The organism is Dryocola sharpae, assembly GCF_051307055.1.
In the GTDB taxonomy this organism is placed as follows: Bacteria; Pseudomonadota; Gammaproteobacteria; order Enterobacterales; family Enterobacteriaceae; genus Dryocola.
Window position 1 is genome coordinate 3,960,399 of sequence record NZ_CP149994.1, and the last position, 16,283, is coordinate 3,976,681.

The 16,283-nt window shown below is 56.7% G+C and carries 20 protein-coding genes; 1 reads left to right on the forward strand and 19 read right to left on the reverse strand.

Going from position 1 to position 16,283, the window contains the following annotated elements:
• Positions 1-3: 3 nt before the first annotated feature.
• From WLO31_RS18925 to WLO31_RS18935, 3 genes are read right to left on the reverse strand one after another with little or no spacing between them, the layout of a single operon-like run.
• On the reverse strand, positions 4-390 hold the full coding sequence (locus tag WLO31_RS18925; RefSeq protein ID WP_006785968.1) for a TIGR03745 family integrating conjugative element membrane protein: 387 nt from the start codon (positions 388-390) through the stop codon (positions 4-6).
• A 35-nt stretch (positions 391-425) separates the two neighbouring features.
• Positions 426-668 carry a TIGR03758 family integrating conjugative element protein gene (locus tag WLO31_RS18930; protein WP_003029734.1) on the reverse strand — a complete coding sequence of 81 codons (243 nt, stop codon included), beginning with the start codon at positions 666-668 and terminating at the stop codon, positions 426-428.
• Positions 668-1,015 carry an RAQPRD family integrative conjugative element protein gene (locus WLO31_RS18935; RefSeq protein WP_006785967.1) on the reverse strand — a complete coding sequence of 116 codons (348 nt, stop codon included), beginning with the start codon at positions 1,013-1,015 and terminating at the stop codon, positions 668-670. The genes WLO31_RS18930 and WLO31_RS18935 overlap by 1 nt, the downstream gene beginning before the upstream one ends.
• A 184-nt stretch (positions 1,016-1,199) precedes the next feature.
• Between WLO31_RS18935 and WLO31_RS18940 the strand changes: the two genes are divergently transcribed.
• Positions 1,200-1,547 carry an FxLYD domain-containing protein gene (locus WLO31_RS18940; RefSeq protein ID WP_016808262.1) on the forward strand — a complete coding sequence of 116 codons (348 nt, stop codon included), beginning with the start codon at positions 1,200-1,202 and terminating at the stop codon, positions 1,545-1,547.
• A 90-nt stretch (positions 1,548-1,637) separates the two neighbouring features.
• On the opposite strand, the gene WLO31_RS18945 is transcribed toward WLO31_RS18940, so the two are convergent.
• From WLO31_RS18945 to WLO31_RS19020, 16 genes are all read right to left on the reverse strand, one after another.
• Positions 1,638-2,396, reverse strand: coding sequence for a TIGR03747 family integrating conjugative element membrane protein (locus WLO31_RS18945; protein WP_006785966.1), 759 nt, complete (start codon positions 2,394-2,396; stop codon positions 1,638-1,640).
• A complete protein-coding gene (gene traD / locus WLO31_RS18950) occupies positions 2,389-4,488 on the reverse strand; it encodes a type IV conjugative transfer system coupling protein TraD (RefSeq protein ID WP_006785965.1) in 2,100 nt (699 codons plus the stop codon). Before traD ends, WLO31_RS18945 begins: the two co-directional genes overlap by 8 nt.
• Positions 4,481-4,969 carry a hypothetical protein gene (locus WLO31_RS18955; protein WP_006785964.1) on the reverse strand — a complete coding sequence of 163 codons (489 nt, stop codon included), beginning with the start codon at positions 4,967-4,969 and terminating at the stop codon, positions 4,481-4,483. Before WLO31_RS18955 ends, traD begins: the two co-directional genes overlap by 8 nt.
• Before the next feature lie 10 nt (positions 4,970-4,979).
• The gene (locus WLO31_RS18960) at positions 4,980-5,552 is read right to left on the reverse strand and encodes a restriction endonuclease (RefSeq protein WP_006785963.1); all 573 of its coding nucleotides are present in this window, start codon (positions 5,550-5,552) and stop codon (positions 4,980-4,982) included.
• A complete protein-coding gene (locus WLO31_RS18965; RefSeq protein WP_006785962.1) occupies positions 5,552-6,085 on the reverse strand; it encodes an integrating conjugative element protein in 534 nt (177 codons plus the stop codon). The genes WLO31_RS18960 and WLO31_RS18965 overlap by 1 nt, the downstream gene beginning before the upstream one ends.
• Before the next feature lie 5 nt (positions 6,086-6,090).
• Positions 6,091-6,726 (reverse strand): transglycosylase SLT domain-containing protein, encoded by a 636-nt coding sequence (locus tag WLO31_RS18970; protein WP_006785961.1) that lies wholly within the window; start codon positions 6,724-6,726, stop codon positions 6,091-6,093.
• A complete protein-coding gene (locus tag WLO31_RS18975) occupies positions 6,705-7,427 on the reverse strand; it encodes a TIGR03759 family integrating conjugative element protein (RefSeq protein WP_006785960.1) in 723 nt (240 codons plus the stop codon). The genes WLO31_RS18970 and WLO31_RS18975 overlap by 22 nt, the downstream gene beginning before the upstream one ends.
• 11 nt (positions 7,428-7,438) lie before the next feature.
• Entirely contained in the window at positions 7,439-8,197 is a 759-nt protein-coding gene (locus WLO31_RS18980) for a hypothetical protein (RefSeq protein ID WP_020899224.1), read from the reverse strand.
• Positions 8,194-8,859, reverse strand: coding sequence for a PilL N-terminal domain-containing protein (locus WLO31_RS18985; RefSeq protein WP_006785957.1), 666 nt, complete (start codon positions 8,857-8,859; stop codon positions 8,194-8,196). Before WLO31_RS18985 ends, WLO31_RS18980 begins: the two co-directional genes overlap by 4 nt.
• 138 nt (positions 8,860-8,997) lie before the next feature.
• Positions 8,998-9,435, reverse strand: coding sequence for a DUF29 domain-containing protein (locus tag WLO31_RS18990; protein ID WP_006785955.1), 438 nt, complete (start codon positions 9,433-9,435; stop codon positions 8,998-9,000).
• Positions 9,436-9,568: 133 nt separating this feature from the next.
• Positions 9,569-10,105, reverse strand: coding sequence for a single-stranded DNA-binding protein (locus WLO31_RS18995; RefSeq protein WP_006785953.1), 537 nt, complete (start codon positions 10,103-10,105; stop codon positions 9,569-9,571).
• 60 nt (positions 10,106-10,165) lie between these two features.
• Positions 10,166-10,636, reverse strand: coding sequence for an STY4534 family ICE replication protein (locus WLO31_RS19000; RefSeq protein WP_006785950.1), 471 nt, complete (start codon positions 10,634-10,636; stop codon positions 10,166-10,168).
• Positions 10,637-11,273: 637 nt separating this feature from the next.
• Positions 11,274-13,295, reverse strand: coding sequence for a DNA topoisomerase III (locus WLO31_RS19005; protein ID WP_006777725.1), 2,022 nt, complete (start codon positions 13,293-13,295; stop codon positions 11,274-11,276).
• A 15-nt stretch (positions 13,296-13,310) separates the two neighbouring features.
• The gene (locus WLO31_RS19010) at positions 13,311-13,865 is read right to left on the reverse strand and encodes a hypothetical protein (protein ID WP_006777724.1); all 555 of its coding nucleotides are present in this window, start codon (positions 13,863-13,865) and stop codon (positions 13,311-13,313) included.
• A 1-nt stretch (position 13,866) separates the two neighbouring features.
• Entirely contained in the window at positions 13,867-14,580 is a 714-nt protein-coding gene (locus tag WLO31_RS19015) for a PFL_4669 family integrating conjugative element protein (RefSeq protein ID WP_010615557.1), read from the reverse strand.
• A 416-nt stretch (positions 14,581-14,996) separates the two neighbouring features.
• Positions 14,997-16,235, reverse strand: coding sequence for an STY4528 family pathogenicity island replication protein (locus WLO31_RS19020; protein WP_006777723.1), 1,239 nt, complete (start codon positions 16,233-16,235; stop codon positions 14,997-14,999).
• Positions 16,236-16,283 lie beyond the last annotated feature (48 nt).

The window sequence follows — 16,283 nt, forward strand, 5'->3', positions numbered from 1 at the left end:
CTCCTACAACAGAATGTCGGCAGACTTGCCGAGCAGCCAGATAACGGCAACCAGCAGCACCACACCCACCACCACAATGGCCCCGAATTTGGTCCAGGTGGCTTTCTCATTGCGGACTTCGGTGAAGGTGTGCAGGGCGGCAATGGCAACGTTGATAAAGGCAACGGCCGCCACGACCAGCCCCCCGATAACAATGCCGTCCTGCAGGTAGCCCTTGATTTGTCCGGACAGCCCGCTTCCGCCTCCGGATTCAGGCGCTTCAACGCTTGGCAAGTCCGCAAAGGCCGGTTTGCAGGTGAGCCAGCCCAGGAGGGCAAGCGTACCGGCGCGGGTCAGCGTACGACTGGCGAGACGGCGCAGGCGGGCAACAACAGACTCAGAATGGTGCATGGAATTCATCTCCTGACTTAACGTTCATAATCGGGTTAACTGGCAAACATCCAGATACACACAAGCAACAGCAGCACGGTGCGGACGGCAAAACGCCCCAGGGCCGCGTCCCGCACTTTGGTGTTACTCCAGCCGGTCCAGACATCCGACAGCGCCCACGCGGCCCATAAAAAAAGAAATGCCAGCAGTGCCCCGATGCAGAGCAGATGAAGGATGTTCACATCAAGACTGCCGGAGCCGGCTTTAAACGCGTTCGTTTGTTCGGATGTCATGGGCATCAGGGCCGCTCCCGCCGGTAATTACCGGCCACATAAGACGGGTCACGCGGTTGCGCGCGGGAGGGCTCCAGATAGCGGTCAATGCCGCTGCGGATGGTGTTGAGATCGGATGTGGCCTGACGGTAATCAAAGAAAAAGCGGCCACGGTCAGCCGGGTCGGCCTGTGCAGCCGCCACGCGGGCCCGTTCAAGCGACGCCTGAACCTGGTCCAGCTGACGCTGAACAGACGCAAGCTCGTCTTTCTCGGATGCCTGTGCAGCAGCTGATGCCAGAAAGGTCAGCAATACCAGGCCAGTGATGCCCGGGACACGACGGTTGCGCCGCATGGCCGGACGATTTGAGTTCATACGCACCTCCAGAAGGATTAAGGGGTGCGGACAGGATGCGGAAGAGGGAGCGTCGGGTCAGCGATAAACCCTAAACAGGAATTTCAAAATTAATTGCAGGTCAGTGCCGGTGGCAGGTTTAGCTGTAAATAAAGGTTCATTGTGATATTAAGAAAACTCAACGGTAAACAGAGGGAAAATGAAAATGATGAAGACTGTTCTGAAGGCCACGTTAATCACTGCACTGATTACCGGCCCTGTTCTTGCGGCCGACGGTACTGGCAAAGTCCAACTTTCAGACCTGCATTTCGCCACAGCAGCAAATGGTTTGCAGCAAATTGAAGGCACGGGAACAAACGTGTCAGGTGGGCCTGTGAAGACTGTAATTGTCAAATTCAACTTGCTTCAGAATGGGGCAGTAATAGGAAATACGGCAGCGATGGCTGAAAATCTGGAGCCGGGTCAGCAATGGAAGCTACAGGCACCCTACGACAGCATAACCAACAAGCCAGACAGCTTCAAAGTGACAGAACTGACGGTATTTAATAACTGACACTGACGCGCCAGTAACAGTGGTTTCATGGCTTGTCTGCTGACGGCAGGCGCGCAAAACAAGTTTTGCACGCCTCCGTCCAGCCCTGATTTAAAGATACTTCTTGAATGAGGCAGTGGTCACGGTCACGGCGATACCCAACAGGACAGCCGCCGGCAACAACAGCAGATTGGGGTAGACTGCAGTGGGCCAGGAAAGGTACAGCATGGCGGGCACCACGGCTGCCGGTTTGACCAGTTTCTTGGCATGGTGATAGACAAAAGAACTTTCATACCCCGCCCCGTAACGCCGCAGATCACGCCGCCCCAGCCCCTCAACCAGGGCCACCACCACGACCAGCACAAACAGCGGGACGGACAGCACCAGGATGGTGACGCGTACCAGTGTGATAATGCTTATCCATACCGTGGCCAGCAGGTATTCACGCAGGTAGCCGGCAAGCCAGCCGCTCCAGCTGTTGATTTCCCGCGTGACTGCATTGTCACTGTGCATCTGGTGCGCATACTGCTGCCGGACCCAGTCAAGGAAGCCACTGTCCACAAAGGCCCACTGATACGCGGTGCTAACCCAGCGCACAACCGTCACCGATGGCTCAGACAGCAGCAGGCTGCGGGTGAACTCTGTGGACAGCCACCCCAGCTCGGTGTTCATGACCGCTTCACTGTGCGCCGCCCCGGCTTCCGGCCAGAAGAAGGCGATGCCGATATATTCAATCAGCAGGCTCAGCAGCAGCGAGGACAGCACCACGCCCACCAGGGCCCATGGCCAGCCCCAGAGCAGATTATACAGAATGCCGTGCTTGCGTTCCGGCAGCGTCTGCTGCTGTGGGGGACGTTTTACCTCAGCCATTCGCCCCTCCTGTGACCGGCACGTTCAGGGCCGGGCCGTCCCGCCACCAGGATTCGCCGCTGTGATAGCTGCGCCGCATCTCCTCCGCTATTTTCTCAATACTTTCCGGCATCAGCACATCATCAGCATCCCCGGCAGGCAGCGGCATGCGGATTTTCCACAGTTGCCCTCCTTCCAGCAGGGCAAACGCCTGCCCTTTTGGTAGCGTCACGATATCGGCCGGCTCCAGTAGTGGGACTTTTACCGTCCCGACGCGGTCCTGGGTGCTTGAGGTGAAGTCCTGGTCTGCATTGACATCCGCCGTGTCCTGGTGCCCGGAGACCAGCGTTTTGGTGTAAATCTCCACCTGCGGCAGCTGCGTGGTCAGCAACTCGGCGGTGCGGTTCTCCCTGACGCGCAGCATAATCAGGTTGTTAAAGTTACCCTGTACCTGGGCCGTCTTGGCCGCATTCCCGATGCGTGCCTCAATATCAGAAGACGTCTGGGTATAGGCCGTCACCTGCATGCCGGCACCGCCCCCTTTGTTGATGAGAGGAATAAACTCATACCCCATCAGCTCGTTAAACTCATCGCAGTGCAGGTTAATCAGGGACTTCCCTTCTTTCCCGCCCGGCAGGCCCGCATTGATACCGTGTTTATAAATGTGCCCGGCCACACTCACCAGATCGGCGAACATGGAGTTACCGACCGCGCTCGCCACTTCACTGTCACTGAGCGCATCGAGCCCCACATACACCACGGCTTTTTTACGGATGATCTGTTCCCAGTCAAAAATCGGCCGCGTGTCGTCAATGTCCTGATAATCCGGCGACAGCAGCTCGGCGGTCTTGCCGGTGGTCAGTTTTTCCAGCAGCGGCAGCAGCGACGCCACGATTTTGTCAAAGTAAGTACGGTCATAACGTACCGCTGACCGCAGCCCGTCAAGGATGGGATCATAGAGTTTTTTACCCTCTTCTGAACTCAGGGCAACCTCAATGGCCCAGATACGTAAGGCATCCGGCTGACCCTGCATGTTACGGGGCACGTCGTCCTCTCCCAGCACCTGCTGATTATTCTCAATCTGCGTCTGCAGAGCCGGCAGCTGCGCCTGGATGATTTTTTCCGCATAGCGGATATAGAGATCGGCGATATTGTTCACGTAGCGCATGATCAGCGTGTAGTCAGGGCGCTCACCCAGGGCGACCAGCGCACGGGCGATGATGTTGACGAACCGCCAGGCAAATTCGCGAAATGCCGCGCTGTTCCCCTCACCCGACAGCTGACCGGCCACGCGGGACGCCACCTCTGACACGCGACCAAAACGCCCGACGGCATTATAACGGGCTGAAATTTCAGGCCAGCCAAGATGAAAAATATACAGCTTGTCCCCGCGTCCGGCCCGGTGGGCCTCTGCCCAGACGCGTTTCATCAGGTCTGCGTCGCCTTTCGGATCAAACACGATGGTGACTTCACCCCGCCGGATATCCTGGGTGACCAGCAGCTCTGCCAGCCGGGTCTTCCCGACGCGCGTGGTGCCGTACACCACCGTATGGCCAACGCGCTCCCCCAGAGCCAGGGTGACGTCTTTTTCGTCGGGCTCGATGCCGTGCAGCGCCGGATTGCCGCCCACCGGTGGTAATGGCCGCACCGGGTTCAGCGGCGTATCGGCACTCAGCAGCTTACCCAGCCAGGGCAGACGGTGCTCTGTCATCATTTCGAGCTGACGCGCCCCCAGGTAAAAGCGGTTTGGCTGCAGGTAACGGGCCACTTCAGGGCGCAACGTATCCTGCAGCCGCTGGGTGTGTTTCTGCGTCCAGCGGAACCCCCGGCCTAGAAACAGGCGACGATGACTGACGGGGATCTGTTTAGTACTCATGACATAGCGCGGCAGGCGGCGGAGATTCCGGCGGTAGCGAATAATCTTCATCCCCTGATGCGTGCGGGTGACGGCCAGCGCCGCAAACCCGGCTGCGGTGACATAGCTGACAGACGGAGCCAGAGCGACAGCCCAGGGTGCCTGCACACAGACATACGCCGCCATGCCCGATACCACGGCGGTATTCAGCTCAACGGCCGGACGCAGCAGGGCCTCAATGACGTAACGGTTACTCATCGTCTGCCTCCTTTATAATTTTACCGTCGGCTATACGGATATACGTTCCCCTCCCGGCACCGGCTTCCCTGCAGGAAAGGGAGTGGTAACGCAGGGCATCCGCCAGTAAGCGCCAGAGCACATACAGAACATTCGACAGGATGAAAAAAATGATCCATACAGCCCGCAATGACAGCAGGTAATTGTTCGCCGCGGTTTCTGTGGAGACGGCAGTGACGGTACAGGCTGCCGGCTTTGCATCAGGCGGAGCCGCATTATCAGGCGCCGGGCATTCCTCCCACATGTAATGTCCGGGCGGCGCGGTGCGCCATGCCGTTGCCTCCTTCTGCAACTGGTCGTTCAGGTCACTGACCGGATGGCCGAAAACAAGCCAGGCGAGCAGGTAGACACCGCCGAAAGCGGCAGGCACGAAAACGGCATGACGGAATAAACAGAACACAAGCCACAACGCGTAACGCAGGCTGTTCAGGAAGATGTGCATAAAAGATTCCTCAGAGATACTGCCGGACGTCCTGACCGGCGAGAATGGCCAGCAGGCGTTGCCCGCTGATGATGCGCAGACGCGGTGACGCCGTGCGAATGGTGCGGCTCATTTTTCCGGTACGGCCCGTGTGGATAAACAGCCCCCGGCGGCCGGACTGCAGGAGAAGCCGGTCGAAGTCCTCAACATGTGCGGGGGAAACAGCACGACTGTACCGTTTGGCCTGGATAAGCCAGTGCTCACCGTCAATGATGACCTGACCATCAAGGCCGCCGTCACCGCTGTAGGAGGCATTGCGCACCACGGTCAGCCCCTGGCGTTCAAAGGCAGAGAGCAACAGCTCTTCAAAGACATAGGGACTGACTTTGCGCAGATAGCTCAGACGCTGCCCGTCTCCCGGCAGGCGGGTCAGTTTATCCAGTACCCGCCCCGCCGTTGCCCGGTATCGCCGGTGACGGCGGGTGCTGGCTTTCTCCCGCCGACGCAGGTTCAGAAAGGCCATCACCACCAGGAAAAGGACAACCAGTATGACCGCCCCGTAAGGGTGCGCCATCAGCAGACCGTTGATATCTGGCGCGCTCATCACGGCTTAACCTGCTGCGTCAGGCCGGTATCGGTGATGAGTACCGGATAATGCGCAATCTGCAGGCGACGGGCCAGTTCGCTGCCGGAAGCCGGGGCCAGGCTGACACCGGGTGCCAGCTCGCGCAGCTCGCGCACGGTATCCATGTCTGTGACGTTGACTATCATCCCGGCCGCATGCTGTTCAGCCAGCGCGCCGGCATTGGCTTTCAGCCATTCACGGGACAGAGCATCATCCCCGATCAGAAACAACGCCCCAATGCCGGGCAACTGCAGCGGCCGGTCTGCTGTATTCCCCGGGCTCAGTTCAGGTGTGTTAACGGGTAACATACCCGCCATCCCGTCAGCCAGCGGAACACCGTGGTCCGGCTGGCGTGAAGGCTGTACGTCACTGACGCCGGGCATGCCGGGCTGTTTATTAACGGCCTCAAAATACGGCGCAGCATCTTCACCGCCCAGATCAGCAATCACATTCAGTTCAGCATGGCCGGTCAGGGGAAGGAGGGTAAACAGCAGTAAGGACAGCGTTTTCATCAGGGTTATCTCCCGGGTTCAGTCCAGACGAAGCCTGGATCGGGGGTGAGCGCAGCAACCGAGCGGGGCGCTTCAGCTGCCGGCGCAGAAATGCGGGGTGCAGGGCTGATTTTTGCCAGATGCCCTCTCACAATGGCGCGGTAACGTGCAGCAGGCTGACCACCTGCGGGATGGTGGTAGCAGCCGGCCGCATCCAGCCAGCTGCCTGGCTTACGCGCCCAGCACTCACGCAGAATGGTGGCGGCGGCGTTCAGGTTGGTGTAAGGGTCAAACGCATCCCACGTCGAGGCAAAATGATGACCGTTCCAGCCCAGATTGACCTGGGCAATACCGACATCGATGCGCTTAAGCGGGTGACGCTTCATAAAGACCTGCAGCGCCTGCCAGGCCTGCAGGCGCGTCTCATAGCGATACCCTTTGCCTGCCACATTGATGGTCCAGGGCCATGGCCGTATTCCGCGGGGAAGTTTGCGCGAAGACTCGCTCAGTGATACCGAGTAAAGCGCTTCGGGGGGCACGCCGTGCGCCATGGCCACGCGGACGTAACCCTCCGGCACCGTCTGGTCAGCATGGCCGTCAGGGACGGCCGCCATCAGTAAGCCCAGCGCCAGCGCGCCGGTCAGAATGCTGCGATTGCCCATTTACCGTCTCCCGCCTGCTGCAGTAAAACCGGCATCAGGCCGTTACCAAAGCGCATCCACCGGCCGCCGTCGTGGTTAAGCGTGATCTGGCGCTTGCGGACCTTTTCCACGGGAATGTGATGGTCCCGCGCCCAGCTGCGAAGCGCATCATCACTGCCCTGGCTGTCGACCAGATAGATGTCCACCGGCCGGTTGTCAGCCAGCACGGCAGACAGTTTCGCGTCGCAGGTTGCGCAGTCTTTTGACCTGACGAACAGTGCCAGCCGGCCGCCACTGTCGTGCGCCACGCCGGAGGCGTTCCCCATATTGACCGGCAGTGTGCCCGGATACAGGCGCTGCCAGGCCGCGTTCACCTCACGCTGGAAATCAAGCTCTTTCTGGGTGCGGGCAAACTCTTCCTTCACCCACTTTTCAGCAAACTTACGGCGCTCTGCCGGCGTCTGCGCCTCGATACCGAGGGTGGAAAGCGGATCGAGACCCGGCGACTGGGTACCCCGGGGTCCCTTCATCAGCTGCTGATAACGCTGATAATCGTCGGCACTGAGTCCCCACTGACCGGCCTGCTGCTGCAGGTTTTGCTGTGCGGAGTCCGCCCGTTGTGTTGATTCCTGTCGGCTGACATCCGTCTGTCCTGATGTGGTCGCGGCCAGGGTCAGGGGACTCAGCAGCATGGCGGCTAAAAAGGTGTGTTTCAGTTTCATCATTCGCTCCGTTATTCTGCTCTGAGCACGGTCAGGCGGCCGTTAACCCGAAACGTCGCCTCACCATAACCGGCACTGACCAGCGTCCAGCCGGCAACGGTTTCGCCCTCTCCGACCAGGGCCACCTGCGACAGGCTGCTGTAGCCCCGGGGCGCGATGGCAGCCCAGGACTCTGCCCCCCGCTTCTCCACGCCCGTCAGCACAAAAGGCGCATTGCGGGCCACGCGAAGGGACGGAGCAGCACGACGTGTGTCAGCGGGACGGGGCTTTTTTGCAGCAGGCGCGTTTTTTTTGACCGGTGCGGCGACAGGTGCGGCGGGTGCGGGTGCCGGCTGTGATTTCAGCGCTGTCAGCTGCTCAGTCAGCGCACTCAGGCGGGTTTCCAGCCCCTGCTGGGCGTCCTGAAGGGTTCGCAATGACTGACGCACGGCGTCGTCGCTGCCGGCCTGTTTCGCAGCAGCGCTCAGCTCCTGCTGCATCTCACCAAGTTTTTTCCGGGTATCCTGCAGGCCGGTTTTGAGCGTGGTCACATCTGACTGCAGGGCCGCGACTGTCTCAACAGTGGCCGCTGTACTGCCCTGAGATTCAAGGCGTGCAAGGCGTTCATCAAGGTTCGATATGCCCAGACTGAAGGCGGTGTAGCCCAGCGCCAGAATGCCGGCCAGCGCCACACCGCTGGCAGCGCCCCAGATGAGGCGGCAGCGGGGACGCCAGCTGAATCTTTTACGAGCCGGAGCGGGGTCAGTATGGAATGGTTGCTGTTCGCTCATTTTCTCAGAAACCCTCCGCTGACAGGTTTAACGGGTACTGACTGAGGGGCGCTGATGGCCGGTTGTGACACGGCGGACGGCGCAGGCGTGGACCAGCTGCTGACCGGCGGCGGAAGCTGGGAGACCGGCAGCTGGTAGCCGTCGCGCAGGCTGTGGCAGACCACACGCTGTACATCATCCACCTCAAGCTGCCAGGCCGGACCGGCCAGGACCTGCAGGGCAGTACGCAGGCGCATCGGGCCCAGCTGGTACTGAACCGCCGGCAATGCCTGGCGGTAAAGCACGCCGTTGGCGGAGCCTGTCGCGCACAGGGAATAACCGGACTGGCGCAGGGCGTAACGCAGCGCATCCGCCACGGTAGGATGCAGGGATGACGGGATACGGATATCAATAATCTGGGAGAGAGGGTCACGCTGGGCCGCCTGCGGATCGGTGCTGACCAGCAGATAACGATCGTAGCGCACCACTTCCGGCGTCCGCGCATACTCGTCCGGAGAGACCGGCTGAACGTTGCGGGTGACGGTGGTGCCGGGTGTCGGGTCGGCAGGCGCACGCTGTTGCAACTTTTGCGGCTGGGAAACACAGCCCGCAAGGAGCAGCAGGGGAAGAACAGTGGCAAGCCTGCCTGGTGAAAATACGTTGTGAGAGGTGTTACGTTTCATCCGGAATTTTCCTGTACAGTGATAAAACAGCCCTCACTGTGCGGAATCGGTCCGGTTTCACTCAATTAACAACTGATTTTCCGTTGATGAAAAAAAACGCCACCCGAAAGGATGGCGTTGCGGTGAAACAGACAGTAATCAGTCCGGGTAAAACTCGTTACTGAGAATAGTATCTGTTGTCCAGATGCTGTCTTCAGGAAAGATATCCAGACCTATGCCGGTTTCTTTGGAAGCATCGGCGCGGGCGTCAAACCACACATCCGCAAGCCATTCAGGATCAGAAAACGCGCTTTTCAGGCTCGGCGTCTTGTTCAGACGTCGTACAATCAAATCACGCTGACCTTTAATGGTTAACTCCCAGCTTTTACCTCGATGGGTTGGCTGAAACTTCCATTTAAGAAGGTGGGCCAGTAAGACAGCCATACGGCTGGCCAGCTCACGCTTTTCACTTTTGCCCACGTCTTCAATCTCCTCGGCGATGTTCTCAATATCAATCTGACTGAGCTTTCCGGCACGCAGTAAAGCTGCCTGTTCACTGGCCCAGGCAACAACGTCTGAATCGTAACGTGCTCCCATACAAGCCTCCGTTAGTCAAAAAGTGAAGAAACCGCCAGAACAGATATGCTCCGGGGATAACATAAGATGCAACATAAAAAGTTGCTTCCTGAAGTTTGTCAGAGACAGTCATAACAGTCAAAGCTCCATTAATTCAGAGGGCGTGAATTGCCACTCTGGAACAGTCATACCCGAATCCAATGAACGGTATATCGTCATCGAAGTCCATCGGTGGCGCACCGGCACTGCTGCCGGAGGCCTGGCCACTGTGAGTCGGTCCTGAAGGTTGCTGAGGCTGCCCCCAGTCATTCCGGGAAGACGTATTCTGTCCGCTGCCGGACTGGCGGCCGCCAAGCATCTGCATGGTGCCACCAATATTGACCACCACCTCTGTGGTGTATTTCTCCTGGCCGGCCTGATCGGTCCATTTGCGTGTGCGCAGCTGACCCTCGATGTAAACCTGGGAGCCTTTGCGCAGATATTCACCCGCAATTTCTGCCAGCTTGCCGAAAATAACCACCCTGTGCCATTCGGTCACTTCTTTCTGTTCGCCGGACTGCTTATCGCGCCAGCTCTCAGACGTGGCCAGAGAAAGGGTGGCAACTGCACTGCCGTTGGGAATATAACGAACTTCAGGATCCTGGCCGAGGTTTCCGACAAGGATAACCTTGTTAACGCCGCGTGAGGACATAATCATTTCTCCTGTAAGGAATAAAGAAACACCCCGCGAACGGGGTGTGTCAGGTGCGCATCAGAATGAGTTTTCTGCGTAGTTTTGTTGTGCGGCAGAGCCATTCTGCGGCGGCACGGAGTCAGATTTTTCAGTCTTGTAAACCATTTCCTGGCCTATTTTGATCCAGTCCACCTTTATCAGGCGGGCTTTCAGACTGACGCGCTGTTCGCCGGCATGGTCGCCTTTGTTCAGCGTAAATATGTCCGTGGACGGGTTACTCAGGTTAAAGCCCAACAGGACTTTCTTGTCTTCATCGACGGCTTTCTGGCAGCGGGCGATAAGGCTGGTTGCCTCTTTACCTGCGACAGAAATGTCAAAACGGACGTAGGCCGGATTATCAGTCGGACCACTCAGTGCATTTATTACGCAGCTGAGGAACGAGCCATTCTGATGGTTAACCTGGCGGATGTTGCTGAGATACCCGATGCCTTTGATAGTCAGGTTGAAGTACTCAGATTTTGCAGATGCAGAAGTATTGTTTGCAGACATGATGTTTTCTCCATGGAGGTAAAAAAAGGTACGGCGGAGAAACCATCTGCCCTGACGGGAGTGGTTTCCCGTCGGGGGTCAGGATCGGTTGAATCCTGAGAGTCTGGTATGTTGAAAGGACCTCAATCACTGTGCAGTGATATCCGTTTCCAGAGGTTAAACGGATTTACCACCCGAAGGTATCCTCTCTCAGGCTGCGAGGATTTTCCGGTCACCCGAAGGTGTTTCTCTCAGACCGGTGAAACGTTAGCTGGCAGTCACCCTAAGGCGTTTCTCTCAGACTGCTGAAACTTTAGCTGGCTGTGAAAAACAGCGGTAAGCACTGTTGATTTTTAAACCAAACAAGCCTGGTGTCAACCCATAAAACCAGAAATGAAAACGGCGCTGCATATGCAACGCCGTGGGGGCTGTACCAGACCTTAATGTATCTCACTACTCCGGGGATCCGTTCCCGACGCGATTTTCACGGAGCGCATGCGTCTTACAGTTCCTGCCAGATGTGCGATGGCAGACCGTCGTGCCGGTTGCCAGATTAATCCCGTTAAAGTTAAGCTGGCTGCCTCCGGCAAAGGGGTACATATCGAAGCGTAGTCACATTAGCAGAACCCGGCCCGGGGTTGTACAGTGAAATAACTCATCACTGTGCGGATGATTCTGTTTTTGTCCCTGATGCTGCTTTTTTGCGCTTTGTGGTCTTTTTCCCGTTGGTGTTAATAATACCTTTGCAGTCTGGGTAACGCACGCAACCCCAAAAATCTCCTTTCTTACCTTTGCGTTTACGTGTGGGCCCTTTGCATAACGGACAAGGGGGCGTGACGGGAGCGGTGATTTTCACACTGTCCTGGCGGCCTTTTTCGACAAGGTGACGGGTCCACTGCAGCTGCTTTTGCATAAAGACCGCAAGCGACATTTTCCCCTGCGAAATATCATCCAGTGCCTGCTCCCATAATGCGGTCATGCCCGGGCTCGTCAGCGTTTCCGGCAGGGCCGCAATCAGCTCCCGGGCCATCTGCGTTGAGTGGATGTGCTTCCCTTTTTTCTCCAGATAGTGTCGTTTGAAGAGGGTTTCGAGTACTGCCGCACGCGTCGCCTCTGTGCCCAGACCTGCGTTATCACGCAGCACTTTCTTGAGCTTCGGGTCACTGACGAAACTGGCCGCGTTCTTCATGGCAGCAATCAACGTCCCCTCCGTGAACGGTTTAGGCGGACTGGTTTTCATATCTTTAACCTCAGAACCGGTGACAGCGCAAATATCCCCTTTTGCCAGCGCCGGCAGCGCCATACTGTCACCGTCGACGTCCTCTTCATCGTCATCTTTTTCAGCCTGGAACAATGACTTCCAGCCCGTCACCACACCGACTTTCCCGCGTGTACGGAACAGCTGACCACCGATATTGAAAGACGCCTCCGTCACGTCAGATTCCTGCAGCGGAAGGAACTGGGCGAAATAATGCTGGCGAATCAGATGGTAGACCTTCAGCTCATCGGCGCTGAGGCGCGACAAATCAAATGCCTGTCGGGTGGGAATGATGGCATGGTGCGCGGTGATTTTCTTGTCATTCCAGACACGCGAGACAAACTTCCTGTCCAGCTGATTCAGTACCGGGGCCACAGCGGGATCGGATTTTGCCACTGCCGCCAGAACGTCGGGTATTTCCTGCTGCATCGAAGTTGGAAGGAAACCGCAATCTGTCCGGGGGTAGGTGGTCGCTTTGTGGGTTTCGTAGAGGGATTGGGCAATGGCGAGCACATCATTTGCGCCCATGCCGAACTTTCGGGAGCAGACCTGCTGAAGGGTGCCCAGGTCAAAACAGAGGGGGGCCGCCGTTTTTTCCCGCTTCTGTGTTACCTCCAGTACCACAGCCCTGCCCTGCTGCTGACACAACTGCCCCACCGCCCGGGCGGCCTGGGGATTGATGCAACGCTTTTCCTCATCACAGTACTGCTCAACGGGCACCCAGACTGCCCGGAACCGGACGCCCTCTTTTTCAATAAGCGCATGTACCTGCCACCAGGGCTTTGGCACGAAGGATGTGATTTCATTATCCCTGTTAACCACCATAGCAAGCGTCGGCGTCTGTACCCGCCCGACGGACAGCACTTCTGACACCCCTGAGTCACGGGCCTTAAGGGTATAAAGACGCGTCAGGTTCATGCCAATGAGCCAGTCCGCCTGGCTCCTGCCCTTGCCGGCATCATACAGCAGGGCTGTTTTTTCCCCCGGAAGAATACTGCTAAGTGCTTCCTTCACACTGGCCTCATCCAGGGCTGACAACCAGAGCCGGCGTACCGCGCCACTGTAGCGGCAGTATTCCATCAGCTCACGAGCGATCACCTCGCCCTCGCGGTCGGCATCGGTTGCGATGACCACTTCAGACGCCTTTTTGAGCAGCTTACTGATAACGGTGAACTGCGATTTTGTCTGCTCTTTAACGACCATTTTCCAGGCCTCAGGCAGCACAGGCAGAACATCGGCACGCCATGGCCTGCCATACTGCTCGCCATAGGCTTCAGGGCTGGCAGTTTCGAGTAAATGGCCGACCGCCCAGGTCACAACGATGTTACCGCCGCTGATAAATCCCTGCTCACGCTTGCTGATACCCAGCACGCGGGCAATATCCTTTGCCTGGGAGGGTTTTTCACACAGAAAGAGTTGCATGTGTTGCCTCCCGCATCAGCGTTTTTCACCCGCCGCAACAGCGCGGACATCATTCATCAGCTTCGTGACGCCGGACCCGGCCAGACGCTGTGATGATGATGAGCGATAGACAACATAGAGCCTGCTGCCGGACCCGTTTTTCTCGATTTCGATATCCAGGTGATCACGTCCGTTCCAGTCGGAGCCCATTTTGTAGTAGCTGCCCGGCATGGCGTCCCAGACGGGATGCGCATCATCTTCTGCCGCCGCTTTCCAGTCCCCGTCATTTGCGGCCTGCCGCAGTGCCTCAAGCTCCTGTGTGGAGATAAATTTGTAATGGCGCTTCAGGCGGGCCGCCGCGGTATCCACATCGACCGGCACGGAGAACGTTTTATCGACGGACTGCATGGCCTGTTGCCCCGCCGGGCTCATCAGCGGCATCCCGCCACTTTCTCCGCTGTCGTTGCCGCCTAACGTTTTTGTCAGGTTCGCAGCGGTATCGCTGACCTGTTTATTAATCGCAGCCCAGTCCGTTGTTGCGCATCCGCTCAGTAAAAAGAAGGAGGTGAGGAGGAACACAGGGCGAATCATATTATTTCTCCTCCTGAACGGCTTTTCTCAGAGGTGGAGAAAAGGAAGAGCGTTTCTTACCAGTAAGAATGTCAGTATCGGGCATGCCCAGTTTTTCTATTGCCTGTTGTGCTTCTTTAGTCTGGATTGCTATGTCAGCACGGTTAACCTTGACGGTTCGATAAAGGCGTAGCACACCATATACTTTTCTGATTAAGTGAGCGCAATGGCTCAGTAGTTCATCGCGACGGTTGCGGGATATGAGACCGTAATGAGCCGCCTGGAATGCTTTAAGGGCCATCTGGTCATATCCGACGAGTACCCATACACATCTGTAACCCAGCGGAGAACGACTGTATACGCCTATATTAAGTGGAGACGAGGAGGCAATGTCAGAAAATGAAACAGCAGGGGGAACTGATTTCAATATGACCTCAAGTTCTTCTACCCGGCTTTTGATATGTTCTCCAGCTTCATTCAAAAGCGTTTCAACCCTGAACATCGCCTCATCTGCCCATGGGTTATCTGCCAGGGAATCCTGATAAATAATTCCTGAGCGCTTAATAGCCTGGGGCATACTCATGATGGCATGCTTAACTTTCTTTACACCCTCCTTCGCCTGAGCCTGCGGGCGGCCTTCCCAGAGACGGATAGCATAGTTTGAGTGGATCTCGATTTTCAGGGAGGATGTGAGTCCGCCCGGTTTATCGCTTCGCGTTTCATTTTCAGTGGTCATGAAATCATCTCCTGTAAGATCCCGGTCAGGTTCGACCTGAGTCAGTGATACTCTTCAGGCAGGAGCTTGGGGACAACTAGAAACCAGATCCCTAATCTCGGAAATTCACTTATATGGCTTCATAGCGGGCTGGCTCAGGGCGTTGAAGTAGTCAGTTATATAGAATGACACCTCAAACTGCTTAAAAATCAAAAGATAAAATCCTTTCATGTTTTACTCAAACCAGACCCATACAGTGCTGTACATTTTTTATCCGCCGCTGCCACTCGCAGCACTGTTTGCTTTTTAACCACTGCTGCCACTCGCAGCACCGATTACTTTTTAACCACTGCTACCACTCGCAGCACCGATTGCTTTTTAACCACTGCTGCCACTCGCAGCGGTGGTTGTTTTTTAACCTCCGGTTCTAGAAGTAGCTATCTATCGTTTAGCTTTCTACGAATATCTCTAACCAAATTTCGTATGTTCTCTTCCGATACAGGATGGACAGAAGAACGTGGTTCTGGCTTCCACAGCTGTTGTTCAGGACGCTGAGCATTTTTTTGCACGGCACTCTCAGGCGAATCATCAGCCTGACGGGGCGCGTATAACCTGCCCTCACGGGCCTTTTTCATTACGGCCAGCAACCAGCCAACCGGGTTGCTGAGCTGCTGGCGTGCCATCACCTTTTGCAGGCTGAGCAGCACAAGTTGTGCCTGTTCTTCAGGCAGCGCCTGCAGCTGGGCGGTCAGCATGGCAATATCTTCTGCCGGCACAAGTTCATGCAAACTGTCGGGAAGCACAGGTTTACCCGGTACGTACGTATTTTTATTCACACTGTGTGTGATACTACGTACGTAATGGTTCGGTTTCCGAACCCGGTCATAACTGCCTGTTTTTACTGGCAGTACGGATTCCGAACTCAGTGAATTGTTGTATCTTTCTGGGCTGAGTTCGGTATCCGAACCCTGTTTTTTAGCGATGATTCCTGGCCGTTTATGACTGAGTTCGGTTTCCGAACCCGGTGCGGGACGGGGTATTCGGTGATGATGTTTCGCCATCTGGCTGGGCGTCTGTGGGCGGTCCAGACGCGATTCGATCAGCGCAAGATGGCTGCGATAATGGCGCATGGTGGGGTCGTTTTTTATATCGTCGAGCACTTCGCGGGCGGTCTGGCTGATAGTCCGGTTTTTACTCAGGCAGGCATCCGCCACCGTATCAAGGAAGCGGGGGTCGAGCGTTTCCGCATCGCTGAACGTCAGGGGCTCATCGTGCTGAGCATAGATATTCCCCCGCACCCGCCCTTTATCATCCCGCACGCGTTTACAGAGGCTGAGCCAGCCGGTTATTCGTAGCATAAGCAGGACGCGGCTTACCGTTTCCCTTGAGGCTTTCCCCTTTCCGGGTGAGGCAAGCTGCAGTTGCAGTTCGTCATAGCTGGGGAAAACTGCCCCCTCATTATTTTGTGCATACAGCCGGATCATCATCCAGCCCATCTTGTCCAGTGGTGACAACCGCGTGTCGAGCAACAGCCGGCGGGGAATGGAATCATGCACATTTCCGGTAAACAGCAGGCCGTTACGTATCCTGCCATCATCCCGCCGGGGTCTGGCCGCAAGGCGGGCATTCATTTTATCCAGCGTATAAGCAATCAGGCTTTCTGCAGGCAGACTCATTATTTTTCCTTTTCGGCCGCCATCACGGCCGTTCTGAACTGTCAGTAT

Excerpts from the sequence above, each read along its gene's own strand:
- WLO31_RS18960 (WP_006785963.1), bottom strand. The coding sequence starts at position 5,552 with ATGAGCGCGCCAGATATCAACGGTCTGCTGATGGCGCACCCTTACGGG.
- WLO31_RS19000 (WP_006785950.1), bottom strand. The coding sequence starts at position 10,636 with ATGTCTGCAAACAATACTTCTGCATCTGCAAAATCTGAGTACTTCAAC.
- WLO31_RS18970 (WP_006785961.1), bottom strand. The coding sequence starts at position 6,726 with ATGGGCAATCGCAGCATTCTGACCGGCGCGCTGGCGCTGGGCTTACTG.
- WLO31_RS18940 (WP_016808262.1), top strand. The coding sequence starts at position 1,200 with ATGATGAAGACTGTTCTGAAGGCCACGTTAATCACTGCACTGATTACC.
- WLO31_RS18955 (WP_006785964.1), bottom strand. The coding sequence starts at position 4,969 with ATGCACATCTTCCTGAACAGCCTGCGTTACGCGTTGTGGCTTGTGTTC.
- WLO31_RS18935 (WP_006785967.1), bottom strand. The coding sequence starts at position 1,015 with ATGAACTCAAATCGTCCGGCCATGCGGCGCAACCGTCGTGTCCCGGGC.
- WLO31_RS18995 (WP_006785953.1), bottom strand. The coding sequence starts at position 10,105 with ATGTCCTCACGCGGCGTTAACAAGGTTATCCTTGTCGGAAACCTCGGC.
- WLO31_RS18925 (WP_006785968.1), bottom strand. The coding sequence starts at position 390 with ATGCACCATTCTGAGTCTGTTGTTGCCCGCCTGCGCCGTCTCGCCAGT.
- WLO31_RS18975 (WP_006785960.1), bottom strand. The coding sequence starts at position 7,427 with ATGAAACTGAAACACACCTTTTTAGCCGCCATGCTGCTGAGTCCCCTG.
- WLO31_RS18965 (WP_006785962.1), bottom strand. The coding sequence starts at position 6,085 with ATGAAAACGCTGTCCTTACTGCTGTTTACCCTCCTTCCCCTGACCGGC.
- WLO31_RS18985 (WP_006785957.1), bottom strand. The coding sequence starts at position 8,859 with ATGAAACGTAACACCTCTCACAACGTATTTTCACCAGGCAGGCTTGCC.
- WLO31_RS19005 (WP_006777725.1), bottom strand. The coding sequence starts at position 13,295 with ATGCAACTCTTTCTGTGTGAAAAACCCTCCCAGGCAAAGGATATTGCC.
- traD (WP_006785965.1), bottom strand. The coding sequence starts at position 4,488 with ATGAGTAACCGTTACGTCATTGAGGCCCTGCTGCGTCCGGCCGTTGAG.
- WLO31_RS18990 (WP_006785955.1), bottom strand. The coding sequence starts at position 9,435 with ATGGGAGCACGTTACGATTCAGACGTTGTTGCCTGGGCCAGTGAACAG.
- WLO31_RS18980 (WP_020899224.1), bottom strand. The coding sequence starts at position 8,197 with ATGAGCGAACAGCAACCATTCCATACTGACCCCGCTCCGGCTCGTAAA.
- WLO31_RS19010 (WP_006777724.1), bottom strand. The coding sequence starts at position 13,865 with ATGATTCGCCCTGTGTTCCTCCTCACCTCCTTCTTTTTACTGAGCGGA.
- WLO31_RS19020 (WP_006777723.1), bottom strand. The coding sequence starts at position 16,235 with ATGAGTCTGCCTGCAGAAAGCCTGATTGCTTATACGCTGGATAAAATG.
- WLO31_RS18930 (WP_003029734.1), bottom strand. The coding sequence starts at position 668 with ATGCCCATGACATCCGAACAAACGAACGCGTTTAAAGCCGGCTCCGGC.
- WLO31_RS18945 (WP_006785966.1), bottom strand. The coding sequence starts at position 2,396 with ATGGCTGAGGTAAAACGTCCCCCACAGCAGCAGACGCTGCCGGAACGC.
- WLO31_RS19015 (WP_010615557.1), bottom strand. The coding sequence starts at position 14,580 with ATGACCACTGAAAATGAAACGCGAAGCGATAAACCGGGCGGACTCACA.